This window comes from Steroidobacteraceae bacterium, from assembly GCA_041395505.1.
Taxonomy (GTDB): Bacteria; Pseudomonadota; Gammaproteobacteria; order Steroidobacterales; family Steroidobacteraceae; genus JAWLAG01.
Map to the genome: position 1 here is coordinate 315,001 of JAWLAG010000002.1, position 23,747 is coordinate 338,747.

21 protein-coding genes, 1 pseudogene and 1 riboswitch are annotated in these 23,747 nt (G+C 64.7%); of the genes and pseudogenes, 10 read left to right on the forward strand and 12 right to left on the reverse strand.

The features are described from left to right. Nucleotides 1-422 precede the first annotated feature (422 nt). Nucleotides 423-1,625: a tyrosine--tRNA ligase gene (tyrS, locus tag R3E77_14200; GenBank protein MEZ5500560.1), complete on the reverse strand. Its 1,203-nt coding sequence runs from the start codon at nt 1,623-1,625 to the stop codon at nt 423-425. 112 nt (nt 1,626-1,737) lie between these two features. Between tyrS and R3E77_14205 the strand changes: the two genes are divergently transcribed. Together R3E77_14205 and ppk1 are read left to right on the forward strand one after the other, a co-directional pair. Beyond that, entirely contained in the window at nt 1,738-3,075 is a 1,338-nt protein-coding gene (locus R3E77_14205; GenBank protein ID MEZ5500561.1) for a peptidoglycan DD-metalloendopeptidase family protein, read from the forward strand. Nucleotides 3,076-3,167: 92 nt separating this feature from the next. Then, nucleotides 3,168-5,231, forward strand: a complete 2,064-nt coding sequence (ppk1, locus tag R3E77_14210) for a polyphosphate kinase 1 (GenBank protein MEZ5500562.1) — start codon at nt 3,168-3,170, stop codon at nt 5,229-5,231. A gap of 30 nt (nt 5,232-5,261) precedes the next feature. On the opposite strand, the gene R3E77_14215 is transcribed toward ppk1, so the two are convergent. From R3E77_14215 to R3E77_14235, 5 genes and pseudogenes are all read right to left on the reverse strand, one after another. Continuing rightward, nucleotides 5,262-6,797, reverse strand: a complete 1,536-nt coding sequence (locus tag R3E77_14215) for a Ppx/GppA phosphatase family protein (GenBank protein MEZ5500563.1) — start codon at nt 6,795-6,797, stop codon at nt 5,262-5,264. A 29-nt stretch (nt 6,798-6,826) separates the two neighbouring features. Continuing rightward, a complete protein-coding gene (gene erpA, locus R3E77_14220) occupies nt 6,827-7,171 on the reverse strand; it encodes an iron-sulfur cluster insertion protein ErpA (GenBank protein ID MEZ5500564.1) in 345 nt (114 codons plus the stop codon). Nucleotides 7,172-7,242: 71 nt separating this feature from the next. Further along, nucleotides 7,243-7,671, reverse strand: a complete 429-nt coding sequence (locus tag R3E77_14225; GenBank protein MEZ5500565.1) for a polymer-forming cytoskeletal protein — start codon at nt 7,669-7,671, stop codon at nt 7,243-7,245. Nucleotides 7,672-7,717: 46 nt separating this feature from the next. Next, nucleotides 7,718-8,443, reverse strand: a complete 726-nt coding sequence (locus R3E77_14230) for a DUF6776 family protein (GenBank protein MEZ5500566.1) — start codon at nt 8,441-8,443, stop codon at nt 7,718-7,720. A 121-nt stretch (nt 8,444-8,564) separates the two neighbouring features. Next, nucleotides 8,565-9,017, reverse strand: a pseudogene (locus tag R3E77_14235) (RNA pyrophosphohydrolase). Between the two features lie 86 nt (nt 9,018-9,103). Here R3E77_14235 and R3E77_14240 point away from each other — a divergent pair. Beyond that, the gene (locus R3E77_14240) at nt 9,104-10,084 is read left to right on the forward strand and encodes an iron ABC transporter permease (protein ID MEZ5500567.1); all 981 of its coding nucleotides are present in this window, start codon (nt 9,104-9,106) and stop codon (nt 10,082-10,084) included. 15 nt (nt 10,085-10,099) lie between these two features. Here the strand turns inward: R3E77_14240 and R3E77_14245 are convergent, their stop codons facing one another. After that, complete coding sequence (locus R3E77_14245; protein MEZ5500568.1) at nt 10,100-11,206, reverse strand: bifunctional chorismate mutase/prephenate dehydrogenase; 1,107 nt, start codon at nt 11,204-11,206, stop codon at nt 10,100-10,102. A 120-nt stretch (nt 11,207-11,326) separates the two neighbouring features. On the opposite strand from R3E77_14245, the gene pdxH reads away from it, so the two are divergent. From pdxH to R3E77_14260, 3 genes are read left to right on the forward strand one after another with little or no spacing between them, the layout of a single operon-like run. Continuing rightward, nucleotides 11,327-12,007 carry a pyridoxamine 5'-phosphate oxidase gene (gene pdxH, locus R3E77_14250; GenBank protein MEZ5500569.1) on the forward strand — a complete coding sequence of 227 codons (681 nt, stop codon included), beginning with the start codon at nt 11,327-11,329 and terminating at the stop codon, nt 12,005-12,007. Nucleotides 12,008-12,024: 17 nt separating this feature from the next. Beyond that, nucleotides 12,025-12,795, forward strand: a complete 771-nt coding sequence (locus R3E77_14255) for a hypothetical protein (GenBank protein MEZ5500570.1) — start codon at nt 12,025-12,027, stop codon at nt 12,793-12,795. 2 nt (nt 12,796-12,797) lie between these two features. Beyond that, on the forward strand, nt 12,798-13,556 hold the full coding sequence (locus R3E77_14260) for an ABC transporter ATP-binding protein (protein MEZ5500571.1): 759 nt from the start codon (nt 12,798-12,800) through the stop codon (nt 13,554-13,556). A 6-nt stretch (nt 13,557-13,562) separates the two neighbouring features. On the opposite strand, the gene R3E77_14265 is transcribed toward R3E77_14260, so the two are convergent. Beyond that, nucleotides 13,563-14,324, reverse strand: coding sequence for an inositol monophosphatase family protein (locus R3E77_14265; protein ID MEZ5500572.1), 762 nt, complete (start codon nt 14,322-14,324; stop codon nt 13,563-13,565). 41 nt (nt 14,325-14,365) lie between these two features. Next, nucleotides 14,366-14,575: riboswitch (cobalamin riboswitch) on the forward strand. Between the two features lie 94 nt (nt 14,576-14,669). Between R3E77_14265 and R3E77_14270 the strand changes: the two genes are divergently transcribed. Further along, on the forward strand, nt 14,670-16,424 hold the full coding sequence (locus R3E77_14270) for a TonB-dependent receptor (GenBank protein MEZ5500573.1): 1,755 nt from the start codon (nt 14,670-14,672) through the stop codon (nt 16,422-16,424). 4 nt (nt 16,425-16,428) lie between these two features. Next, nucleotides 16,429-16,986, forward strand: coding sequence for a cob(I)yrinic acid a,c-diamide adenosyltransferase (locus R3E77_14275; GenBank protein MEZ5500574.1), 558 nt, complete (start codon nt 16,429-16,431; stop codon nt 16,984-16,986). On the opposite strand, the gene R3E77_14280 is transcribed toward R3E77_14275, so the two are convergent. The 3 genes from R3E77_14280 to ampD form a co-directional block, all read right to left on the reverse strand. Continuing rightward, nucleotides 16,980-19,133, reverse strand: a complete 2,154-nt coding sequence (locus R3E77_14280; GenBank protein MEZ5500575.1) for an EAL domain-containing protein — start codon at nt 19,131-19,133, stop codon at nt 16,980-16,982. The genes R3E77_14275 and R3E77_14280 overlap by 7 nt on opposite strands. Before the next feature lie 183 nt (nt 19,134-19,316). Continuing rightward, nucleotides 19,317-20,558, reverse strand: a complete 1,242-nt coding sequence (locus R3E77_14285) for an MFS transporter (GenBank protein ID MEZ5500576.1) — start codon at nt 20,556-20,558, stop codon at nt 19,317-19,319. Further along, nucleotides 20,555-21,127: a 1,6-anhydro-N-acetylmuramyl-L-alanine amidase AmpD gene (gene ampD / locus R3E77_14290; protein MEZ5500577.1), complete on the reverse strand. Its 573-nt coding sequence runs from the start codon at nt 21,125-21,127 to the stop codon at nt 20,555-20,557. The genes R3E77_14285 and ampD overlap by 4 nt, the downstream gene beginning before the upstream one ends. Nucleotides 21,128-21,180: 53 nt before the next feature. Here ampD and R3E77_14295 point away from each other — a divergent pair, with 53 nt between their 5' ends. After that, nucleotides 21,181-22,542: an adenosylmethionine--8-amino-7-oxononanoate transaminase gene (locus R3E77_14295; GenBank protein MEZ5500578.1), complete on the forward strand. Its 1,362-nt coding sequence runs from the start codon at nt 21,181-21,183 to the stop codon at nt 22,540-22,542. Next, nucleotides 22,533-23,282 (forward strand): 16S rRNA (uracil(1498)-N(3))-methyltransferase, encoded by a 750-nt coding sequence (locus tag R3E77_14300; protein MEZ5500579.1) that lies wholly within the window; start codon nt 22,533-22,535, stop codon nt 23,280-23,282. The genes R3E77_14295 and R3E77_14300 overlap by 10 nt, the downstream gene beginning before the upstream one ends. Here the strand turns inward: R3E77_14300 and R3E77_14305 are convergent. Further along, entirely contained in the window at nt 23,265-23,741 is a 477-nt protein-coding gene (locus R3E77_14305) for a chemotaxis protein CheW (protein MEZ5500580.1), read from the reverse strand. The two genes, R3E77_14300 and R3E77_14305, sit on opposite strands and share 18 nt — an antisense overlap. Between the last annotated feature and the right edge of the window lie 6 nt (nt 23,742-23,747).

Consider the following 23,747-nt stretch of genomic DNA (forward strand, 5'->3'; position numbering starts at 1 on the left):
CAAACAAAAAGAGTGAATCACAAGCCCATTGCTGGACTTCTGGTCACTCAGGTCTTGCATCCGCAAAGGACACATCGACGCGAGTTCCCACACAAATTACCTACCGAATTTTTATAGAGCGCCCAGGCCGCTTGGGGCCGAGGGAGGGCCGGAAAGTATAGCCCCGCGGCTCTTTCCTTCCAATATACGTAAAACTTGCTACCGCTCTACAGGATCCGCAGGGCGGTCTTGATCGAGGGGGCGCATTATAGGGGGCCGGGCGGCGCTGTCAACGCAGCGCACAAAAAATATACGAAAGTCTGTTTTTTCAGGGGTTTTGGCACTGGGGGCGGCGCCAGAGGCGCGGTTCCGCGGCGCAACAAGGGCGACCCTGAGGACCCGCCGCCGGGTTTTCCAGCCGGCGTCCCGCGCGAGCGCCGCCCTCAGCCCCCGAGCCGCACGCGGGCGAAGCGCCGCGGGCCGACCTGCAGCAGGTATTCCACGCCGTTTTCCAGCGTCATGTTGCGGTCGCTGACTTTCTCGCCATTGACGCGCACCGCGCCTTCGCCGATCTTGCGGCCGGCTTCGGAATTGCTCGCCGCCAGTCCTGCTTCGCGCAACACCACAACGAGACGAGCGCCGTCGGGCGCAACCGCAAGCGATGTAAGCGGCAGGTCCGTCGGCTGTGCGCGTTCGCGAAATCGAGCGATGAAATTCTCCTGTGCCGTCTGTGCGCTTGGCGCGTCGTGAAAGCGCGCGACGATTTCGCGCGCGAGTTCGAACTTGACGTCGCGCGGATTGCGTCCATCGGCAATGGCGCGACGCAATGCGTCGATATCGCCGAGCGGACGGAAACTCAGCAGTTCGAAATAGCGCCACATGAGCTCATCGGAGATAGACATGAGCTTGCCGAACATTTCGTCGGGCGCTTCCGTGACGCCGACGTAGTTGCCGAGCGATTTCGACATCTTGTTGACGCCGTCGAGACCTTCGAGCAACGGCATGGTGAGCACGATCTGCGGCTCCTGCCCGTAGGACTCCTGCAGGTGCCGACCGACCAGCAGGTTGAATTTCTGGTCGGTGCCGCCGAGCTCGACGTCCGCCTTCAGCGCAACCGAGTCATAGCCCTGGGCGAGCGGATAGAGGAATTCGTGGATCGAGATCGGCTGCCCCGCCTTGTAGCGCTTCGCGAAATCGTCGCGCTCGAGCATGCGCGCCACCGTGTACTTCGCGGCAAGCTCCACGACCTGCGAAGCATTCATCGCACCGAGCCATTTCGAGTTGAATTCGATGCGCGTCAGTTTCGGGTCGAGGATCTTGAATATCTGTTCGCGATAGGTCGCCGCATTGGCGTCGATGTCAGCGCGGGTCAGCGGCGGACGCGTGGCGTTGCGACCGGTCGGATCGCCGATCAGTCCGGTGAAGTCGCCGATGAGGAACACGACCTCGTGGCCGAAGTCCTGGAACTGGCGCATCTTGTTGATGAGCACGGTGTGCCCGAGATGAAGATCGGGCGCCGTGGGGTCAAAGCCTGTCTTGACGACCAAGGGCTTGCCGCGGGCCAATTTGCGACGCAGTTCCGTCTCGATCAGCACCTCCGAAGTGCCGCGCTTCAACTCCGCCATCTGCGTATCGACCGTCGTCATTCTCTCCCCTCGGCGCGGCGCGGCCTGCGTCACAAGGCCCGCGCGCCACGTTGACCCGCGCATACCCGCTCGGTTACGGTTGCCGTTTCGGCTATTTTATGGCTCCTTGAGGATGCAGACCCGGGAAAAATCGGCGCATCGCTGGTATCGCTTGCTGCGCAGCCGCGCGGTGCAGATCCTGGGTGGCGCGATCATCGTTGCGGCCTGGTTGTTCGGGCGCGAACCGGCCTCGCGGGTCGAGCCGGCGACCGGCATCGCAGAACCGCAGGCGCAGGCAGAAGTGGCCCCGCCCGAACCCGCGACGAGTGGCTTGCCGAGCATCGCCGATCACCTGCGCAATAACCCGGCGGCAGCTTCGACAGTCGTCACCATCGCGCGCAACGACACCCTCGATGGGATATTTCGCAGCCTGCAGTTATCGCTCGGCGATCTTGCGACGTTGCGCGCCGTGCCGACACTGCGCGCAATGCTCGATCGCCTGCACCCCGGCGACGCGCTCACGCTGGTGCACGATGGCGGCAATCTCATCGGCCTCGAGCGCCAGCTCTCGGTCAGCAAGACGCTCAACGTCGCACGCACCGAATCGGGCTTTGCCTCCGAGGTCCTGGAAAATCCACTTGAATGGCAGGCGCGCAGTGCGAGCGGAACGATCACGAGCTCCCTGTTCGAAGCCACGGCGAAAGCCGGCGTCAGCGACTCCATCGCGTTGGCAATGGCGGACATCTTCGCCTGGGATATCGATTTCGTGCTCGACATCCGCCCCGGCGACAGTTTCAGCGTCGTCTACGAGGAGCTGCAGCAGGACGGCAAGTACGTGAAGGACGGTGCAGTGATCGCTGCCAGCTTCACCAATCGCGGGCGCGAGTATCGCGCCGTGCGTTACGTCGATCCGGAAGGTAACACGCAGTACTACTCGCCGGACGGCAAGAGCATGCGCAAGGCCTTCCTGCGCGCGCCGCTCAAATTCACGCGCGTTTCATCGCGCTTCAATCCGAACCGCCGCCACCCGGTGTTGAACCGCATCCGCGCCCACAAGGGCGTCGACTACGCCGCGCCCACGGGCACGCCGGTGCGCGCCTCGGGCGATGGCCGCGTTCGCTTCGTCGGTGTACGCGGCGGCTACGGGCGCGTGGTCGAACTCGATCACGGCCACGGCATCGTCACCGTGTATGCGCATTTGTCGCGGTTTGCGCGCGGGCTCGGCAGCGGCCGCAAGGTCGCGCAGGGCGAACTGGTGGGCTATGTGGGCATGACCGGTCTCGCAAACGGCCCGCACCTGCATTACGAATATCGGGTCAATGGCCGCCACCGCGACCCGCTAAAGGTTCCACTGCCGAGCGCCGATCCCGTGCCGGAGCGCTGGCGCGGCGATTTCGAGGCCCAGGCACACTGGGCGCTTGCGACCCTCGATCGCCAGGGCGCGACAAGCACGGTCGTCGCCGCGCGCTGAACCGGGCGGGCGTTGTTCTCACTCCGGCGGCCCAAAGCCGCTGCCGTGTCACAGTGTGACAGTGGCCGCGGCGCTACACTCGTAGTTGCGCCATGGACACCGAGAATCTGCGCAATCCCGGCTATTTCATCAATCGCGAGCTGTCCTGGCTCGCGTTCAACGAGCGCGTCCTCGCGTTGGCCGAAGACGAACGGGTGCCGCTGCTCGAACGGCTGCGTTTCCTGTGCATTTCATCGAACAACCTCGATGAATTCTTCGAAATCCGCGTCGCCGGACTCAAGCAACTGATCGAGCTCGGGCGCGACGGCGGCGCCGCGGACGGGCGCAGCGCGAGCGAACAGCTCGAGGCAATCCACGCCGCCACGGTCGAGCTGATGCAACGCCAGTACCAGTGCCTCAACGAGGACCTGCTGCCGGCGCTGCGCGAAACGGGTGTCGTCATCGCCGGTCGCAGCAGCTGGTCGGAGGAGGAGCATCGCTGGCTCGAGCGCTACTTCGAAACGGAAGTGGAACCCGTACTGTCGCCGCTCGGGCTCGACCCGGCGCGGCCATTTCCGCGCATCCAGAACAAGAGCCTCAATTTCATCGCGCGTCTGGATGGCAAGGACGCATTCGGTCGTGACAGCGAGTATGCCGTGGTGCAGGCGCCGCGCTCGCTACCACGCGTCGTGCCGCTGCCCGCGGCGGGCGCGAGCAAGCGCTTCGTCCTGCTCTCCGCCGTGATCCAGGAGTTCGTGCCGCGTCTGTTCGAAGGCGTCACCGTACTTGGCTGCTATGCATTTCGGGTCACCCGCAACAGCGATCTGCTTATCGATGAGGATGATGTGGATGACCTGCGCCGCGCGCTCGAAGGCGAGCTGCTGCACCGTCGCTACGGCGCCGCCGTGCGGCTCGAAGTATGGCGTGACTGCCCGGCCGAGACCACGGACTATCTGCTGCGCCACTTCGCCCTCGGCGCGGACGATCTCTATTACTGCGATGGCCCGGTCAATCTCAATCGGCTCGCAACGCTCTATGACCTCGTGCAGCGCACTGATCTCAAATACCCGCCGTTCACGGCGGCGACGGATCCACGCCTTCGCAACAATCCCGACTTCTTCGCCGTATTGCGCCAGCAGGACGTGCTCCTGCACCACCCATTCCAGAGTTTCACGCCCGTCGTGGATCTGCTGCGCCAGGCGGCTCGCGATCCCAACGTGCTGGCCATCAAGCAGACGCTGTACCGCACCGGCGTCGACTCGCCCATGGCGGCAGCGCTACTCGAGGCTGCCGCCAACGGCAAGGACGTCACGGTGGTGATCGAGCTGCGCGCACGCTTCGATGAAGAAGCGAATATCGAATTATCGAACCGGCTGCAGGAAGCGGGTGCCCACGTCATGTACGGCGTCGTCGGCTACAAGACGCATGCCAAAGCGCTCCTGATCGTGCGGCGGGAGGAGTCCGGCATCCGCCGCTACTGTCATCTCGGCACCGGCAATTATCACCCCCAGACCGCCCGCGCCTACACCGACTACGGCCTGATGAGTGCCGATCAGCAGATCTGCCAGGACGTACACGAAATCTTCCTGCAGTTGACCAGTCTCACGAAATCGCCCCGCCTCACGCGACTCATCCAGGCGCCCTTCGGCCTGCATGCGGCCCTGTGCGAGAAGATCCGGCGCGAGGCCGACCATGCCCGCGCCGGGCGCAGCGCGCGCATCATCGCCAAGGTCAATGCCCTCCTCGACACCGATATCATTGTGGCGCTCTATGAAGCCTCGCGCGCGGGCGTCAGCATCGACTTGATCGTCCGCGGCATCTGCGCGCTGCGGCCACAGGTACCGGGCGTTTCGGAGAACATCCGCGTGCGCTCGATTGTCGGTCGATTCCTCGAGCATTCGCGCGTCTATTATTTCGCGAACGACGGTCAGCCCGACACCTTGCTCGCGAGCGCTGACTGGATGCCGCGCAATTTCTTTGCGCGAGTCGAAATCGCATTTCCGGTACTCGCGAGCAGCGAGCAGGCGCGGATCGTGGCAGACCTCGAGACCTATCTTTGGGATAACTGTGACGCCTGGGAACTGGGACAGGACGGCAGTTATCGGCGCCTGCAGCCGGGCGAGGAACCCGTGGTGAGCGCGCAGAATGAATTGCTCAGCGATTACGCGCAGCTGTAATCATCGCGCCCAAGCATTGCCCGGCTCTGGTCATGCGGCTGATTCGAGCGGTGCGCCACGCCGCGTGAATACCTTCAGGCGAAATCCGAGCGCGCGCATTTGCGTGATCTCGCGGCTCAAATCGGCCACCGTCAGCGGATTTTCGCGCAGCCAGTTCGCCGGAAAGCGCAGTTCCATGCCATTGCTGCGCGGCTGCAGCGCAAGCGCCGGCAAAGGCTGGTCGCTGCGGCTGCGGTGCAGCAGCACCGCGAGCCGCAACAGCACGACCAGAAAAATCGCGCGCTCATCCCAGGGCGGCAACAGATCGTCGAAGCCGCCCAGCACCATCTTGCGCCGGTGCGTAGCGACCAGGCGCGCGAGCAACCGCTGCTCATCGCGCGCAAACCCGGGCATGTCCGAATGCTCGAGCAGATAGGCGCCATGCTGATGATATTTCGAATGCGATACGGCAAGGCCGATCTCGTGCAGCCGCGCGGCCCACGACAGAAGTTGCTGCGCGAATTCATCGCCAAGCTGCCATGGCCCGGCGACCTGCGCATACAGGCGCAAGGCCGTCGCCTCGACGCGCGCCGCCTGTGCGACGTCGACGCGATACTGTGACTGCATTGCGCGCACGCTGAGTTCGCGCGCATCCTCATGCCGGTAGCGTCCGATGATGTCGTACAAGAGGCCATCGCGCAGCGCACCGCTTGCAACCTGCATTTCGCGCACGGCCAGAACTTCGAATATGCCTGCCAGCACGGCCACGCCGGCAGCGAAGACGGGCGCGCGCTCGCGTGAGATCGCGGTCGCTGCAAGCGCATCTGCGCGGCCCGCCGTGATCAAGCTGCGTTGCAGCGACTCGAGCCCATCGCTGCTGATCCCGCTGCCCGCGATGCCGAGTTCGACAAGGGTCTCGGCGATTGCGAGCACCGTGCCGGAACTGCCAAAGGCCCGCTCCCAGCCGGTGCGTACGAACTCGGCCTCGACGGGTTGCAGTTCCAGTCGTGCCGCGAGACGGGCACGTCGCATGCGCTTTGCGGTTATTCGGCCATTGGGAAAAAAGCGCTGGGCAAAACTCACGCAACCCATCTGTGTACTCTCGAGCACCAGCGGTTCGAAGCCGGCGCCGATAATCAGTTCCGTGCTGCCGCCGCCGATATCAACGACCAGGGTGCGCCCCGAATGCTGGGGCACCGAATGCGCGACGCCGCTGTAAATGAGCCGCGCCTCCTCGCTGCCCGAGATGATCTGTATCGGGTGCCCAAGCGCCTCGCGCGCCCGGTTGAGAAAGCCCTTCTTGCGATGCGCATGACGCAGCGCGTTCGTGCCGACGACGCGTACGGTGCCCGCCTTGAATTCGCGCAGGCGTTGACCGAAACGTTCGAGGCAGGCAATGGCGCGCGCCGCGGCTTCGCGGTCGATGCTGCCGTCGGCGTTGATCCCGGCACCCAGGCGCACCATTTCGCGCAATCGGTCGACGACGACGAGGCGATCGTCCTCATTGCGCGCGACGATCAGGTGGAAGCTGTTGGAGCCCAGGTCAACGGCGGCGAGAACCTGCGGGGCCGTTTGCGTTCTTGCCACCGCTCAATATGACCGCGTGGTGCGCGGTCTCAGGCGGAGAAAGAGGAGCCGCAGCCGCAGGAGGTCTTGGCGTTGGGATTGCGAATGACGAATTGCGCGCCCTGCAGGTCTTCGCGGTAGTCGATCTCCGCGCCGGTAAGGTATTGAACGCTCATCGGATCGACCAGCAGCTTGACGCCCTGGTTCTCGACGCAGGTATCGCCATCCTGCAAGGCTTCGTCGAACTCAAAGCCATACTGCAGGCCCGAGCAGCCGCCGCCCTGCACGAATACGCGCAGCATGAGGTTGGGGTTGCCTTCACCACGAATCAGGTCGGCAACCTTGCGTGCCGCCGCATCGGTGAATACCAGGCTGTTGTCGCTCTCTACCGCCATGTCCATCGGTGCAGTTTAGGACCAGCGCCCGGGCGCGTCAAAAACGAACGCGCGCGTCCCGAATCCTGGGGTCAGGCAGGTTCGACCAGCGCCGCGCCAGCGGGTTCCAGGCTCGCGCCAAGGCTCGTACTTGCGCTCGCGTTGCTCTTCAACGGTACCAGCTTGCCCTGGATCTGCGCACCCGGTGCCGTCTCGATGACGCCGTAATGCACATTGCCTTCGACCCGGGCGGTAGCACCCAGGATGACACGCTCGCGCGCCACGATGTCGCCCTTGACCTTGCCGTTCAGCACGACCACCGGAACGTCGACCGAACCCTCGATACAACCTGAGTCGCTCACCGACAGCGTCGCCGCCTTGCCCGTGCTGCCGCGAACGTTGCCCGCAACGTGACCATCGAGGTGCAGTCCGCCGGTGAAATCAAGATCACCTGATACCGATGCAGCACGGCCTATGAGCGTATCGATTTCGGTTCCGGGAGTCTTGCGACGACCAAACATGGGCTTCCTCGCGGTGTTTTCAAGCAGCGGGCGACTTGGCGCCAAATTACAGGGAATCGACGCTCCAGAGGTACGACTGCGTCACGGGTTCGACGCCTTTGCGGCGCGATTTAACGGTAACGGTGACCCGTTCCGGGACGAACCCTTCGGGAAGTGTGACTTCGGGCGAGAAGTTCTCGAAGTAACGAAAGCTGAAGGGCAGCTCGGCGGCCGCGTCGCCGCCGAGCGCCGTGAGGTCGAGCTTGAGCGGTCGGCCGCCCTGCGCGCCTTCGACGATGATTTCGACGCCGCCCTGGACGACATTTTCCGGTCGTACGGGCTGCACCAGCGTGAAACGCAGCTGGAAGTGCTGCGCCGTAGCCGTCGAGGCGATCCGAAACTGCTGGATCTTCACTTCCGCGGCATTGGCTTTCTCGGCGACGATGCCACGAAAGAACGCGAGATCCTGCGACTGCCGGGCGACCTGCGCCTGCAGTTCGCCGATGGTGCGCGACAGCTCCGCGCGCTCGCGCGACTGACCTACCCGGTAGGTCTCGAGTTCCGCCAGCTGCGCACGCAATTGCTGGTTCTGGCCATCCATTTCGCGCAACAAATGCGTCTGTTCGCGCTGGCGCTGCGCCGCCGCCAGCCTGTCGTAGCCGGCATCGAACCGCCCGAATTCATAGGCGACGTACAGGACGATGAGGCCGAGCAGCAGGCAGGCCGCGATGAACACCGTGCGTCGCATCGGTGTCTGCCGCCGGATGACGACCCGCGGTGCGCCGTCAACCACGCCGCGCCCGCTCGCCGGTGGACTTTTGCCGGGATTGCCTGCGATCGCGCGCCGCCGATGGCGCGATGTCCGGCCACCACGCCGGATAGGGCGGCAACTGTCCCGGGAATGCCAGCGGCGCGAGTTCGTGCAGCGCCTGTTCATAGACCTTGCGCTTGAAGGGAATGACGGCGCGCAACGGTTCCCAGTACTGCGCCCAGCGGAAATGATCGAATTCCTGTTCCGCGCTCGTATCGAAGCGGATCTCACTGTCATCGCAACGGAGCTTGAGCAGGAACCAGCGTTGCTTCTGGCCGATGCACAACGGCTTCGAATCGCGGCGCACGTACCGGGCGGGCAGGCGGTAGTGCAACCAGTCACGCGTCGCGCCGCACAACTTCACGTGCTGCGGCTCGAGCCCGATTTCCTCATGGAGCTCGCGATACATCGCCTGCTCGGCCTCCTCGCCGTGCTGCATGCCGCCCTGCGGAAACTGCCAGCCGCGTCGGCCGACACGTCGCCCCAGGAATACGTTGCCGTCATCGCGCATCAGTACGATGCCGATGTTGGCGCGGTAACCCTGCGTGTCGATGATGTCGGTCATGAACTAAAGTGTTACCCCAGTTGCGCCGAACCACAAGCCGCTTGTCGTAGAGTGCGTGCCTGGCCTAGTCTGCGGCCATGAGTCGATCAAACATGGGTTCGCGGCTGGCCATTGTGTGCATTGCCGCCTGCGCGGTCGGCGTACTGGGTCTCGTAATCGGCAGCGCGGTCGCACCCTCCGATGCCTTGCTTGCCTTGATCGGCCGCGCCCGGCAACCGATGCACGCGAGCATCGTGTTCGACCTGCGCCTGCCGCGAGTCATTGCGGCGTTCGCCGTCGGCGGCAGTCTCGCGCTGGCCGGCGTCATTCTTCAGGCCCTGATGCGAAATCCGCTTGCCGACCCCTATGTGATGGGCGTCTCCGGTGGCGCTGCGGTCGGCGCCGTACTGGCCATGCTGGCGGGTGCCGGCACCTTGCTGACCCAGTCCGCGGCAGCCACCGGCGCACTGCTCGCCGCGGCCCTGGTATTCGCGCTCGGCAGGCGCCTGGCCGGCGCGGGCCTCCTGTTGACCGGCGTCGTGTTCGCGAGTGCCGCAGGAGCGCTGGTTGCCGTCCTGCTCGCGCTCGCAGATCCTGGACAACTCAAGGGTATCGTTTTCTGGTTGCTCGGTGACCTCGGTCTTGCCAGTCAACCACTCGCGGCGCTGGCAGTGCTCCTGCTGGCGCTTGCCGGGATGGCATGGTTTGCGCCCGCGTTGAATGTCATGGCGGCCGGCGAGCTCAGCGCCGCCGCACTCGGTCTTGACGTGCGGCGCTGGCGCGCGCTGCTCTTTGCTGCGAGTGCGATGCTGACCGGTCTCGCGGTCGTTACGGCCGGTATGGTCGGCTTCGTGGGACTGATCGCGCCGCATACCGTGCGCCTTGCAGTTGGCACCAGCGATCATCGCATCGTGGCGCCCGTGGCGGTGATCAGCGGCGGCGCCTTGCTCGCCGCCGCCGACCTGCTCGCGCGGAGCGCCCTTGCGCCACGGCAGCTCCCGGTCGGAGCCGTCATGGCGCTGATCGGCGCACCGATGTTCATGGCGCTGCTGGCACGGAGCGCGCCGCGCCGCGGCTAACGCGGGGTCAGTCGGTCAGGCGCGTCGTGCTGCCAGGTCGCGGCGGTTTTCCATGTATTCACGCCCCTGCAGCATCATCGACACGAAGGTATCGTGGTCGCGCGTCAATACGGCGGTGCGCAGGCGCTCGACCGCACGTGCCAGCGCCTCGAGCGGCTCCGCGCCGTAGTCATTGAGGCTCTGGATCTCGTAGTACATCTCGGGATTGTCCTCGGTCACGCGGGCGGCAACGTCGAATTGCGCATCGAATGTGGTGCTCGACAGGCGTGACAGTTTCGGCGCGGCCTCGCCGCTTGCCGCGAGCGCGTTGCAAAACGCGATATTGAGCGCGTGCGACAGGCCGAGCACGTAGGCGATCAACCGATCGTGTTCCTCGAGCGTCATCACCACCTGCTCGACCATGGTCGGGGCAAACAGGGCACGCGCCTGTGCCAATGCCTCCTCGCAGCCGAGGTCGATGAAAATGACGTGCCGGCCCGAGAGCAGTTGCGCACCCGGACCGAACATCGGGTGTATCGAAGTCACTTTGCAGCCGTGGGATTTCAGCGCCATCAATCCGGCGCGCAAGGGCGACTTGAGCGAACCGATATCGCAGATGAGCCCAGGCGGGCGGCGCACCGCGAGCTCCAGCAGGACCTTGCTCGAAACGACCATCGGCGCCGCTACGATGATCACTTCGTGATCGACTGTTTCTTTGCGCCAGTCGACCTGTACGCTGCCCTCGGGCGTGCCCGCCGGATCGCTCACCGACACGGCAAAACCGAGCGACTGCAGAAAGCCGACGAACCAGCGACCCATGTTGCCGGCGCCACCGATGACGAGCGCCCGCTGACCACTGCCGGCGCCGTCGGCGGCCAGCGCGGCATGCTCCTGGGTGGTAAGCGATGCACGTATCATCAGACGCATGAGTGCCTCGGCCGATTCGCCCGGGACACCAAGACTCTCGGCGCGTGCGCGTGCCGCCATGACGACTTCGCGTTCGCGCGAGAAATCGCGGGTGGCGCGACCGTCACGGCGTTTGGCGCGGGCAATTTCCTCGGACGCCCGCTGCCGCGCCGCGAACAATTCCAGCATCTGCTGGTCGATTTCATCCAGTTGGCGGCGCAAGTCCCTGAGATCCATGTTCTATCCAGTTGGGTTTGACGGTCAGCTGACGTTTTAAGGTGGACGCGCGCGGAGCGCAAGGAACATTTGGCGGGGTCAGGCTGGCCGTGTCCGGCGTTTGCCCGCTACCATGTGGCGATGGACATGCCGATGGAAACACTGCCGCCGATCATGCCGGACGACCCGCTGCCACTCGCGGAGCGCTGGCTCGATGATGCCTGGGAGCGCAGTGGCACACCGAATCCCAATGCCATGGCGCTCGCCACCGTCGATGCCGAGGGCCGACCCGCGGCGCGCATCGTATTGCTGAAGGGCCTGGACAGCACCCAGGGAGTGGCCGTCTTCTTCACGAATTACCATTCGCGCAAGGGCCGCGAACTGACCGCCTGCCCGCGTGCGGCCGCGGTGTTGCATTGGGACCTGATGCATCGCCAGCTGCGCCTGGAAGGACGAATCGACAAGCTGCCGGCTGCCGATAGTGACTCTTATTACCAGTCCAGGCCCTGGCAGAGTCGTGTCGGCGCCTGGGCCAGCCATCAAAGCGAGCCGATCGCATCGCGCGAGGCCTTGCTCGAGCAAGTGCGCCAAACGGCCGAGCGGCTTGGCACGCCGCCGCTCGACAGCACGGCTACGCAGATCGACGTGCACCTCGAACGACCACCCCATTGGGGCGGCTACCGACTTTGGCTCACCGCCATCGAATTCTGGGTCGAAGGCGCGGCCCGCGTGCATGATCGGGTCCGCTACGAACGTGCACTCCACGACGCCGCGGCTCCCGTCCGGTCGGGCGGCTGGACAAGAACCCGACTGCAGCCCTGAGCGCGCGACCACCTCGCATGTGGAAACTCCTGCGCATGATCGTGTTGCTTGGCGTGCTGCTCGCAGTCAGCGTGAGCACCTGGTTGACGCGCCAGCGCAGCACCGAGTGGCGCCAACCGCTGTGGATCGGTGTTTGGCCGGTGGCCATCAGCGCCGATGCCGGCATCGACACCTACATCAATGGCCTCGAACGAGATGACTTCCTTGCGCTGGAGGAATTCTTCAGCCGTGAAGGCGAGCGCTATGGTCTTCGTCAGGCGGCCCCGGTGCACGTCGAGCTCTACCCGGCGCTCGAAATGGCCCCACCCGCGCGGGATCCGCGCGATGGTCCACTCGTAACGGCGTTTTGGAGTTTGCGCCTGCGCTGGTATGCGTGGCGGCAAGGTGGCGACCGTCCGGTCAACGTGCGGGTGTTCGTTGTCTATCATCCGGCAGCGGAAGAACAGGCTTTGCCACATTCGGTCGGGCTTCAGAAGGGTCTGCTCGGTGTGGTGCATGCGTTCGCGGACCACCGGATGACCGCGCAGAACAACATCGTCATCGCTCACGAGATCATGCACACCGTCGGCGCTACGGACAAGTACGATCCGGCGAGCAGCATGCCGCTCTATCCGGATGGCTATGCCGAACCCGAGCGCGAACCCTTGTTGCCGCAGCGCTATGCGGAAATCATGGCCGGCCGGCGCGCGCTGAGCGCAACCGATGCGGCGATGCCCTCATCGCTGCGTCTCGTGCGGGTCGGCAGCAAGACCGCGCGCGAAATCAACTGGACTGGCAGGTCGCAGTGACCATGTTGCAGGCGCGAAGCGTTTCGATATCGACAGCGAAGTATTGCCTGGTCGCGGATCTCGATCTGACGCTGCAGGCAGGCGACTTCCTGGTCCTGCTTGGGCGCAATGGCGCCGGCAAGACGCTCACGCTGCACAGTCTCGCGGGTCTGCGGCCAATCGCATCGGGCCAACTGCTGCTCGGCGGGCGAGCACTCGAACAACTTTCGCGGCGACAGATCGCGCGGCAGGTCGGTCTGTTGCTGCAGGAGAGCGAAGCCACGCTGCCCGCAACCGTGCGCGAGACGGTACTGCTGGCCCGCTACGCACATGGCAGCGGCTGGGGATGGCCAGGCAGCTCCGATCGCGACCTCGTCGCCCGCACGCTCGAAACGATGGACCTTGCGGCAATTGCCGATCGCAACGTCGGCGAGCTGTCCGGCGGCGAACGGCGTCGCGTCGCCATCGCAAGCCTCCTGGCACAGGACCCACCGCTGCTGCTGCTCGATGAGCCGACCAACCATCTCGATCCGCGACATGTCATTGCGATCATGGAGTTGCTGAAAGCGCGCGCGGTGGCCGGCCATGGCGTCATCGCGGCACTGCACGACCTCAACCTGGCGGCCCGGTATGCGACCCGGGTATTGCTGTTGCACGGTGATGGCCGCTGGCAGCAGGGCGATGCCGCATCGATGCTGCAGGAAGCGCCGCTGTCCACGCTGTATGATGCGCCCATCGCGCGCGGTGAAATTGCCGGACGTCCGACCTTCACCATCGCCTGATGCCGCTCAGCCGAGGCAGGCGCGGAGGCTCGCGTGCAATGCGCCGTTCGCCGCGAGCACGCTGGTCGTTTCGAGCCCGGGCTCCTTGCCGTCGAGATCCGTGAACGTACCCCCGGCCTCACGCACGATGACCGCGAGCGCCGCGATATCGAGTATGTTGACATCGGACTCGATGACCGCGTCGATGGCACCTCGCGCCAGCAGGTGGTAGTGCAGGTAATCGCCATAGCCGCGAACCCGACTGATCTTCTGCAACAACTCGCCGAAGCGCGGCCAGCGCTCGCCGCTTGCAAGCGTACGGATGTTGCCCGTGGATACGATGGCATCCTGCAGCGCCTCGACGTGACTCACGCGCACCGGCTGGCCGTCGACGGTGGCGCCCTTGCCTGCCTCGGCGCAGGCCAATTCGCCACTCACAGGCGCGATCGACACGCCTACCACCAGGCGCCCGGCGCGCATCAGCGCAATCTGCGTGGAGAAAAACGGGCAATCGCGCACGAACGATTTGGTGCCATCGAGGGGGTCGACCAGCCACAGGGACTCCGCATCGAGTGACGACTGGCCCGTCTCCTCGCCATAGAAACCATGTTGCGGGAAAGCGCCCATCAGGATGGCGCGGATCGCCTCCTCCGCGCGTACATCGGCCTCGGTGACCGGCGAGCGATCGGCCTTGGTGTCGACCTTGAGATTGCGCTGGTACAGCGAGCGAATGATTTCCGCTGCCTTGTTGGCCGCGTCGACCGCAACCTTGAGTTCGGCTGAATACATCGGCGCGAACTTTACCATTGACAGCCGAGGGCGCCGAACCCTAAAGTCGATTGGTCCGAGGTGTACGGGAAGCCGGTGACACGAAGCGCAAATGGCTTCGTCAGTCCGGCGCTGCCCCCGCAACGGTAAGCAAGTCATATGCCGCTGGCCAGAGCCACTGCGTCTGCACAGACGTGGGAAGGCGTCACCGGCTGGGATCCGCGAGATTCCGCTTGCAAGCCCGGAGACCGGCCTTGCGACGTTCTTCCACATTGATCGTGCGGGCGAGCACGGGAGGCGGATCATATGCATCGTTGCAAGCGGCCGGCTGTCGCGTGGTTGGCGATATTGCCGTTATTCTGTTTTGTGACTGGCCTTCGCGCGGAAAGTCTCGACACCATCGTCGTGACCGCAACGCGCGTGCCGACACCGCTGGCGGAAATTGCGGTACCGGTCATCGTCATCGACCGCGAGGAAATCGAGCGCTCGCTGGCGGGCGATATCGGCGAGCTGCTGCGCCATCATGCCGGACTCGAAATCGCGCGCAACGGCGGTCCGGGCCAGAGCACTTCGCTTTTCATACGGGGCACCAACAGCGATCACGCCGTCGTCATGATCGATGGCGTGCGAATCAATCCCGGTACCATCGGTGGCGCCGCGATCCAGAACATCGCACCTGAGAGTGTCGAGCGCATCGAGGTCGTCAAGGGCCCGCGCTCAAGCCTGTACGGCACCGATGCGATCGGCGGCGTGGTCAATATCCTTACCCGCGCCGGCACACGCACGGGCGTAGGCGCAAGCGCAACCAGTGGCCGCTACGGCACACAGACCATTGCAATCGAGGCGGCCGGGAATCCCGCGGCCGCATGGCGCTTGGGCGGCAACCTCGGCTTTGAACGCAGCGACGGGTTCCCTGCCCAGCAGGCCAGCGTCGATGCGCATGGTTTCAGCAACCTGAACGGCAATCTGTTCGCGCAATTCGATGCCACCGACACGCTGACCCTGTCGGCGCGCGGCTGGATGGCACGTGGCGAGAGCGAATATGCCGACTTCTTCGGGCTCGCCGTGGCGCAGAACTTTCGCAACAGCGCCGCCTCGATCGCGGCGGATTGGCGACCCTCGCAGGCACAGCGCCTGCAACTGCGCGTCAGCCGCATCGAAGATGCAATTGCGCAACGCGAATCGGCCGACCATGTCGATACCGAGCGCCTGGCGGCCGACCTGCAATTCGACCAGCCGCTCGGTGAGCGGCAGGCGCTCACGGTGGGCGCCCTGCTCGAGTGGGAGGATGTCACTGCACTGTCCTTTGGCTCGGGCCTTGCCGAAACGAGCGAGCTTCGTACCTTCTTCATCCAGGACCGCATAAACGCGGGACAGCATTCAGCGCTGCTGGCGCTCGGCTACAGCACGCACGAGAGTTTCGGCAATCAGCTGACGTGGAACAGCGAATACAGCGTGGCGCTCGGCACGCGAATGCGCCTCTCGTTCGCGGCCGGTACGGCGATGCGCGCGCCGAACGGCACAGATCGCTTCGGCTTCGGCGGCAATCCCGACCTCGAGGCGGAGTTTTCGCGCCAGCTTGAAATCGGCTTGCGCTACCAGCTGGGGGCCGGGCAGCAGCTGCACGCGAACGCATTCAACAACGACATTCGCGACCTGATCGTCTATGTCGTGCAGGATCCTGTCACCTTCGCGGGTCGCAACGAGAACGTCGGGCGCGCCCGGATCCGCGGCGTCGAATTGGGCTATGGCCTCGATAAAGCAAACTGGAGTGCGCGGCTGGAAGCGAGTTTCAGCGATCCGCGCAATCGCGACGACGGCAGTTTATTGTTGCGCCGCGCGCGCACCCAGGTGCAGGGCAGCCTGCTCTATCGCCATGGGCGCATCGAGTCGGGTATGCAAATGCAGTGGAGCGGCTCGCGAGCGGATTTCGGATTTCCAGACCCCACCCGACTCGACAGCTACCTGCTCGTCGGCGCGGTGGCGCGCTTCCAGCAATCGAACCGCCTTGGTTGGTATGCACGTCTCGACAATGCCCTGGATGAGCGCTACCAGCTCGCCGCGGGGTACAATACCGCGGGTCGCAGCATCAACATCGGTGCGCGATTGCGACTCGACTGACACCGTGGGCAATCGTCTCAGCAAAATCTACACACGCACAGGCGATGACGGCTCCACCGGCCTCGGCGATGGCAGCCGTGTCGCAAAGGACGATCCGCGGGTCGAGGCCTATGGCACGGTCGATGAACTGAACAGTGCCATCGGCGTCGTTCTGGCGCACGGCCCGCTGCCCGGCGCAATCGCAACCTGCCTGGCTGAAGTGCAGCACGAACTTTTCGATCTAGGTGGCGAACTGTGCATTCCGGAGCGGCAGGTCATCGTCGCCTCGCAGGTCGAGCGGCTCGAGCGGGTTCTAGATGGTCTGAACGAAGACCTGCCGCCGCTCAAGGATTTCATCCTGCCTGGCGGAACGCCCGCCGCCGCCGCCTGCCACGTGGCGCGCAGCGTATGCCGGCGTGCCGAACGGCGCTGTTGCACGCTCGCACGCAGCGCGAAAGTCAACGCCGAGTCGTTGCGTTTTCTCAACCGCCTGTCGGATCTGCTGTTTGTCATGGCCCGCGTGCTGGCGCGCGCGGGGGGCGGCAGCGAGGTCATCTGGCGCCACGAGCGGCGCGGTCAGTAGCTACCGGTTCCGAGCAACCGCCCGACATCATCGCCCGATAGTTGCCCGAGGTCCGCGAGGTTGATGCCGCCAGCGGACAGGTTGCGGCTGCGCGCCGCCTGCAGCACCGCAGTGCACTGCTCGGCGGGCATGGGCCGCGCCACGAAATAGCCCTGGACCATGTCGCAGCCCTGCAGGCGCAGCATGGCCAGCTGCTCGAGCGTCTCGATGCCTTCGGCGACGACCTTCAGGCCGAGGCGGTGCGCCATGGCGATGATCGCGCCGCAGATCGCGGAGTTGCTCGGTGAATCGGCGATATCGGCAATGAAGCTGCGATCGATCTTGAGCGTATCGAGTTGCAGGTCCTTGAGGTAGGACAATGACGAATACCCGGTGCCAAAGTCGTCGAGCGAAGTGCGCACACCGTTGTCCGCAAGCGCCGCCAGCGCATGCATCACCACGGCGCGATCGTGCAGCAAGGCGCTTTCGGTAACTTCGATCTCGAGCGCCGAACCCGCGACGCCGGCATCGCGCAGCGCGCAGCTGACCCACTCGCTGACCGAGCACAGGCTGAACAGCTTGCTCGAAACATTGACTGCGACTGCCAGATCCGTGAAACCCTCGCGCTGCCAGCGCAACACCTGGCGCAGTGCCTCCTGCAACACCCAATCCGACAACGGCATGATCAGCGACGACTCTTCGGCGAGTGGCACGAACGCCGACGGTGGCACCGGGCCACGTTGCGGGTGATGCCAGCGCAGCAGGCACTCTACGCCCACCACGCGGCCGGTCTTGATCTCGAGTTGTGGTTGATACACCAGCGCAAGCTGATTCTGTGCGACGGCGAGCCGCAGATCGTTCTGCAGGGCAATGCGGTCGCGGAGCGCGGCACCGGCCGGTTCGTGGTACAGCTGCAAGCGGTTGCGGCCGCCGTCACGAGCGCTATGCAACGCGGTCACTGCGTTACGCATGAGGTCCGCGCTTTCGGTGCCATGGTCCGGCGTCACCGCGATACCCACTGTGACCGTAATCAACACCTCGTGTTCGCCGCAGCGCATCGGCTCGGCCGACACCGCGAGAATGCGTTCAGCCAATTGCAGCGCCTGTCGCGTGTCTTTGAGTGAAGGCAGCAACAGCATGAACTCATCGCCGCCAAAGCGCGCGACCGTGGGACTCGCCAGAGTGCCGCCATGCAACATCAGCAGCGTCTCGAGACGCGCGGCGTAACTCTTGATCACGGCATCGCCAACTGCGAGGCCGAGCGTATCGTTGATGTGCTTCAAGTTGTCGAGATCGACGTACAGCAGCCCAAGTCGCGCGTCATTGAGGTTCGCCGCGTTGATCTCCCGCTGCAGGATTTCGCTGAAACGCTGGCGATTCGGCAGGCCGGTCAGGTCGTCGAAATACGCCAGCTGGGTGATGCGATCGGAGTCACGCTTGCGCTCGGTGATATCGCGCAGCAGAAGCATGTATTCATCGGCACCTGCCGCCACGCAGCGCACTTCGAAGGTCTGTTGGCCGCCAGGCGATTGGGCACGCACGGGCAGTTCGAATTCGAGCGGTTCGGACTGTTCGCGAGCCTGTTGCAGGACCTTTGCGACACCGCCGGCATCAATCAGCCTCGGTGCGCTTTGCAGCGACGACAAGACCAGGTCCGTGGCGACGCGCCCTTCCCCGCCGCCGCCCAGTTTGGCGATCAACGCACCGGCGCCGTCGACCAGCAACAGCGGATCGGGCAAGGCATCGAGGAGGGCCGCATTGCGTCGCTCGCTGGTCAGCAGGGCCTGCCGTGTCTTGCCGCCGCGGATCAGGTAGCGGACGCGATGCCCGAGCAAGCCCCAGTTGAGCGGCTTCGCAACGAAGTCGGTCGCACCGGCCTGGTAGGCAAGCTCGACCGAGGCAACATCGTCGCGGCCGGTCACCATCATGACGGGTACGTCACCTATGCCCTCCAGCGCCCGTATGGCGGCGCAGGAGGCGAATCCGTCCATGCCGGGCATTTCCACGTCGAGCAACACGGCGTGGGGCAGCCACTCCCTGCAGGCCGCTACCGCCGCCTCGCCATCTGTGACTTCGATCACATTGAAGCCCGCCTGGGTCAGCGCGGTACGCATCAATAGCCGTGTCGCGACATCATCGTCTGCAATGAGTACGCGATCGCCGCTCATGATGGGCGACTCCGTCGTCGCCGCTGGCGCGACTTGTTTCCCGATCCGCTGGGCATGAGGGTCAACTGGTTGTCCGTGGCAGCTACGCAAGAACCTGTGTCGGCAGCTCCACAAGCTTATTGAATGGCCGTGCCATTCGCGCTGACCGCGCCCACAGTCGCGACAGGCAAAACCGGTATTAGGTCAAATCGGGCGCAACGGCCGTCCCGTTGCATCGACTTCGCTCTTTATTTGGGTACCGACGAGCAGGGCGAACAACACCAATACGGCAATGGTGCCGAAGGCGACCTGGTAGCTGCCGTAGCGATCGAACAGAACGCCCGTCAGCCAGATGCCGAGACCGCCCCCGAGCGACTCCATGGTGCTGATGACACCGTTGATCTTGCCGAGCGAGCGCAATCCGAAATTGTTGACGGCGAGCATGTTGTAGAGCGTGAACAGGCCACCCCAGCCGAGTCCGATCACCACGACGGCAACCCACAGGAGTTCATGGCGCATGCTGGCGAGCAGCACGACCCCGACGAACATGACCGCGAGGCAGGCGAGGAATACCTTGTGACGGTCGATGACGTCGGCAATCGCACCGTTGACGAGCTTTGCGATCATGGCCATCAGCAACAGCCATTGAATCGATGCGCCGGCCGTGCGTGCCTCGAAACCGAGGTCGGTGAAGTACAGGAACAGATGATTGAGGAGGCCTAGTATCGAGTAGTAGGTGGCCGCGCCCGACAGACCGATTGCCCAGAACGTACGCGTGCGCACCGCTTGTGCGAAGGACAGGCCATGACGTCGCAGATCCTCGTCGCCGGCCTGTTGCCCGACAGCGCTCGCGCCCATGTCCTGCGGCGCGCTACGCACGAGCAGCACGATCAGCACCGCGAGGACGATCGGTAACAAGGCGTCGTAACGAAACGCCTGCCGCCAGCCAAAGGCCTCGATCAGCTCGATGTTGGTGCGCGTGAGCACGATGCCGCCGAGGCTGGTACCGACAAGTGCGATGCCGATGGCAAGACCGCGATGGCGCACGAACCAGGCCGAGATCATGATGATGACCACCATGGTGCCGATACCGGACAGGGCCAACGCGAAGCCGGCATGGATCCAGTACATCTCGTGCACGCTGGCAAGGCGGCTGTAGGCGAAGTAGGCGCCGCTCAAGACCAGGCAACCGCCGATCAGCATCGGTTTGATGCCGATGCGATCGACCAGGATGCCGCCGAGCGGCGCGAACGCTGCGACGCAGGCGAAATTGACGAAGTCGCGGAATTTCAGGTCGCCGCGGCTCCAGCCGAATTCATCGAGCAGTGCCCGGTCGAAGGCGGAAATGGAAGTGGCGGTGAGCCCGTTGCTGATCACGAGGATCAGCAGGCCCATGGCGGCAATCAGCCAGGGATAGATTCGGCGCAACTGGCCAGTTTGGTTCATTTTGATCCTTCGTCAACGAGTCGCCGCAACAGGGGCCAGTCGAATGCCGGTCCCGGATCGCTCTTGCGGCCCGGGGCGACATCGCTGTGGCCAACGATGCGATCGGTGTGAATGGCAGGATATTCGCTCATCAGCAAGCGGGCGAGTGCCGCCAGGCGCTCATATTGCACGGCTTCGTAGGCGAGCTCATCCGTACCCTCGAGCTCGACGCCTATGGAAAAATCATTGCATTGTTCGCGGCCCCGATAGACCGATTGACCCGCGTGCCAGGCGCGCAAAGTGAAGGGCACGTACTGGGTGATGCTGCCGTCGCGGCGTATCAATGCGTGCGCCGACACACGCATGCGCGAAACGCGTGCAAGCTCCCGATCGGCGGCCGGCAGTGTCGTGCCGGCAAACAGCTGATCGATCCAGGGACCACCGAACTGCCCCGGCGGAAGGCTGATGCCATGCACGACAAGCAGCTCGATCGAGCTGCCCGCGGGGCGTTCATCGCAGTGCGGCGAGAGCAGCTGGCGCACTGCGCGCAGCAGGCCCGTGCGCTTGTCCAGGCTGAGGTTGGTGCCCATCCGGCGATATCATGCCAAATCAATGTCCGCGCCGCCTGTGCGAAAATCACTCCATGACCGCGGACGATCCCAACGCGAGCTGGATTGCGCGCGACCTGGCGCGAATCTGGCACCCCTGCACCCAGATGAAGGATCATGAGTCGCTGCCACCGATTCCGGTCGCACGCGGCAGCGGCGTGTGGCTCGAGGACTTTGCCGGCAAGCGCTACCTCGACGCCATCAGCTCGTGGTGGGTCAATCTGTTCGGCCACGCCAACCCGGTGATCAGCGCTGCCGTGCAGGCGCAGGCGGCGCGGCTCGAGCACGTGCTACTCGCGGGCTTCACTCATGAACCGGCAATCGAGCTCGCGGAGCAACTTGTCGCTCTGGCGCCGCCAGGTCTCAGCCGCGCGTTCTTCGCCGACAATGGTTCGGCCGCGATTGAAGCGGCACTCAAGATGAGCTTTCACTATTGGCGCAATCGTGGCCAGCCGGACAAGCGCCGTTTCGTGACGCTGGCGAACAGCTATCACGGCGAGACGCTCGGCGCACTGGCCGTAGGCAACGTCGATCTCTACAAGTCGATCTACCACCCGCTCCTGATGGAGGTGATCACCGTGCCGAGCCCGGATTGCTATTTGCGCGAACCGGGCAGCAGCTGGCGCGAGCATGCCGAGCGCATGATCGTACCGATGCGCGCCGCGCTCGAGCGCCAGGGCAGCGAGATTGCCGCGGTGATCGTCGAGCCCCTGGTGCAGTGCGCGGGCAGCATGCGCATGTATGACCCGCATTACCTCGCACTGCTGCGACGGATCTGCGATGAATATGACGTGCACCTCATCGCCGATGAGATCGCCGTTGGCTTCGCCCGCACCGGCACCATGTTCGCCTGCGAACAGGCTGGCATCACTCCGGACATACTGTGCCTCTCGAAGGGACTGACGGGCGGTTACCTGCCGCTGTCGGTTGCACTGGTTGGCGACGGGATCTACCAGGCCTTCTACGACGATTACATCCGCCTCAATGCATTCCTGCACTCGCATAGCTACACAGGCAATCCACTCGCCTGCGCTGCAGCCAACGCGACACTTGGAATATTCCGCGACCAACCGGTGCTTGCCGACAACCGAAGGCTCGCCGCGAGACTCGGCGAGTTGCTCGCGCCGCTCGCCGATCACCCGCATGTCGCCGAGATACGCCAACACGGCATGATTGCCGCCGTCGAGCTGGTCAGCCGTCGCGAACCGCGCCGGGCCTACGACTGGCGCGAACGGCGCGGCCGGCGCATCTACCGCCACGCGCTCGAGCGCGGCGTGCTCCTGCGCCCGCTCGGCGACGTCGTTTATTTCATGCCGCCCTATGTGATCAACGATGAGGAATTGCGCCTGATGGTCGAGGTGGCGATGAGCGGTATCGAGCTCGCAACATGCGACTGACGCGCGTCTATCTGCCGCACGCGCGTGACGTCGGCACGCGGCTCGCACTTGGCAGCGAAGCGGCCGTGCATCTGGGGCGTGTGTTGCGCCTGGCGAACGGCAGCGACATCGAAGTATTCGACGGCCATGGCCGCGCCTTCGCGGCGCGGCTGATCATGGCGCGTGCGGGCGAGGGCGAGGTCGAACTGCTGGCCGAACGGCCCGCGATTCCCGAATCGCCCCTGTCGCTCACCCTTCTGCAGGGCCTGCTGCGCAATGAGAAAATGGACTGGGTGATCCAGAAGGCCGTTGAGCTCGGCGTGCAGCGCATCGTCGCCATCGCAACCGAAAGATCGGTCGTGCGGCTCGCCGCCGAGCGGAGCGAGCGGCGCCTGCGACACTGGCGCACGATCGCGATCAATGCCTGCGAGCAGTGCGGCAGGAGCGTATTGCCGCAGATCGAGCTCACCTCGCTCGCGCAATTGCTGGCGGGTGCATTGCCCGCGCAGCGCTTCGTACTGCAGCCGCGCGGCGCCATGACCGTCGATGAGCTCGACACGGCGCTCGCCCAGGCGGCCGTGATGATCGGGCCGGAAGGCGGATTCAGCGAGCGTGAGTCGCGCACCCTCGCCGACGCCGAATTCCGCGCGCTGCGACTCGGGCCGAGGGTGATGCGTACCGAGACCGCCGCGCTCGCCGCGCTCACGGCCCTGCAAATGCGCTGCGGCGACCTCGCCGGTCGCTCAACCGAGCGCGACTGAGGTTTCCTCGCTGATCAGTTCCTCGAGTCGCTCGAGATCCGGCACGAGCGGCATTTCGTTCAGCATCCGCACCTGGCAGAGGATGGGCTGACGCTCGCCGATCGCGCGGCTGTTGTCCGGGCGGATCACGTCGCTGCTGACGCGCACCAGCTGCGGAAAACCCTGGGACAGGATGGCGAAGTGGCCACCTTCGAGCGCATCGCCGAGACAATGGAACACGACCACACGCGCACGCTGCGACGAGGGCGGCACGGGCTGGCCGCAGAGTGCTTCGAAAGACACCAGCGGCACACTGCGGCTGTTCCACTGGATCGTACCGAGGTACCAGGGCGGCGCGCCCGCCATTTCCGTAGGCTCCTCGTAGGCGACGACTTCCGCGACACAGGAGCGCGGAATGATCAGGCGTTCCTCGGCCAGGGGGATCAGCAGGCTGTAGATTTCCAGAACTCGTTCCGCCACTGCTGT

Coding starts and splice junctions, on each gene's coding strand:
- tyrS (MEZ5500560.1), bottom strand. CDS start 1,625: ATGACGACGGTCGATACGCAGATGGCGGAGTTGAAGCGCGGCACTTCG.
- R3E77_14205 (MEZ5500561.1), top strand. CDS start 1,738: ATGCAGACCCGGGAAAAATCGGCGCATCGCTGGTATCGCTTGCTGCGC.
- ppk1 (MEZ5500562.1), top strand. CDS start 3,168: ATGGACACCGAGAATCTGCGCAATCCCGGCTATTTCATCAATCGCGAG.
- erpA (MEZ5500564.1), bottom strand. CDS start 7,171: ATGGCGGTAGAGAGCGACAACAGCCTGGTATTCACCGATGCGGCGGCA.
- R3E77_14225 (MEZ5500565.1), bottom strand. CDS start 7,671: ATGTTTGGTCGTCGCAAGACTCCCGGAACCGAAATCGATACGCTCATA.
- R3E77_14240 (MEZ5500567.1), top strand. CDS start 9,104: ATGAGTCGATCAAACATGGGTTCGCGGCTGGCCATTGTGTGCATTGCC.
- R3E77_14245 (MEZ5500568.1), bottom strand. CDS start 11,206: ATGGATCTCAGGGACTTGCGCCGCCAACTGGATGAAATCGACCAGCAG.
- pdxH (MEZ5500569.1), top strand. CDS start 11,327: ATGGACATGCCGATGGAAACACTGCCGCCGATCATGCCGGACGACCCG.
- R3E77_14255 (MEZ5500570.1), top strand. CDS start 12,025: ATGTGGAAACTCCTGCGCATGATCGTGTTGCTTGGCGTGCTGCTCGCA.
- R3E77_14260 (MEZ5500571.1), top strand. CDS start 12,798: ATGTTGCAGGCGCGAAGCGTTTCGATATCGACAGCGAAGTATTGCCTG.
- R3E77_14265 (MEZ5500572.1), bottom strand. CDS start 14,324: ATGTATTCAGCCGAACTCAAGGTTGCGGTCGACGCGGCCAACAAGGCA.
- R3E77_14280 (MEZ5500575.1), bottom strand. CDS start 19,133: ATGAGCGGCGATCGCGTACTCATTGCAGACGATGATGTCGCGACACGG.
- R3E77_14285 (MEZ5500576.1), bottom strand. CDS start 20,558: ATGAACCAAACTGGCCAGTTGCGCCGAATCTATCCCTGGCTGATTGCC.
- ampD (MEZ5500577.1), bottom strand. CDS start 21,127: ATGGGCACCAACCTCAGCCTGGACAAGCGCACGGGCCTGCTGCGCGCA.
- R3E77_14295 (MEZ5500578.1), top strand. CDS start 21,181: ATGACCGCGGACGATCCCAACGCGAGCTGGATTGCGCGCGACCTGGCG.
- R3E77_14300 (MEZ5500579.1), top strand. CDS start 22,533: ATGCGACTGACGCGCGTCTATCTGCCGCACGCGCGTGACGTCGGCACG.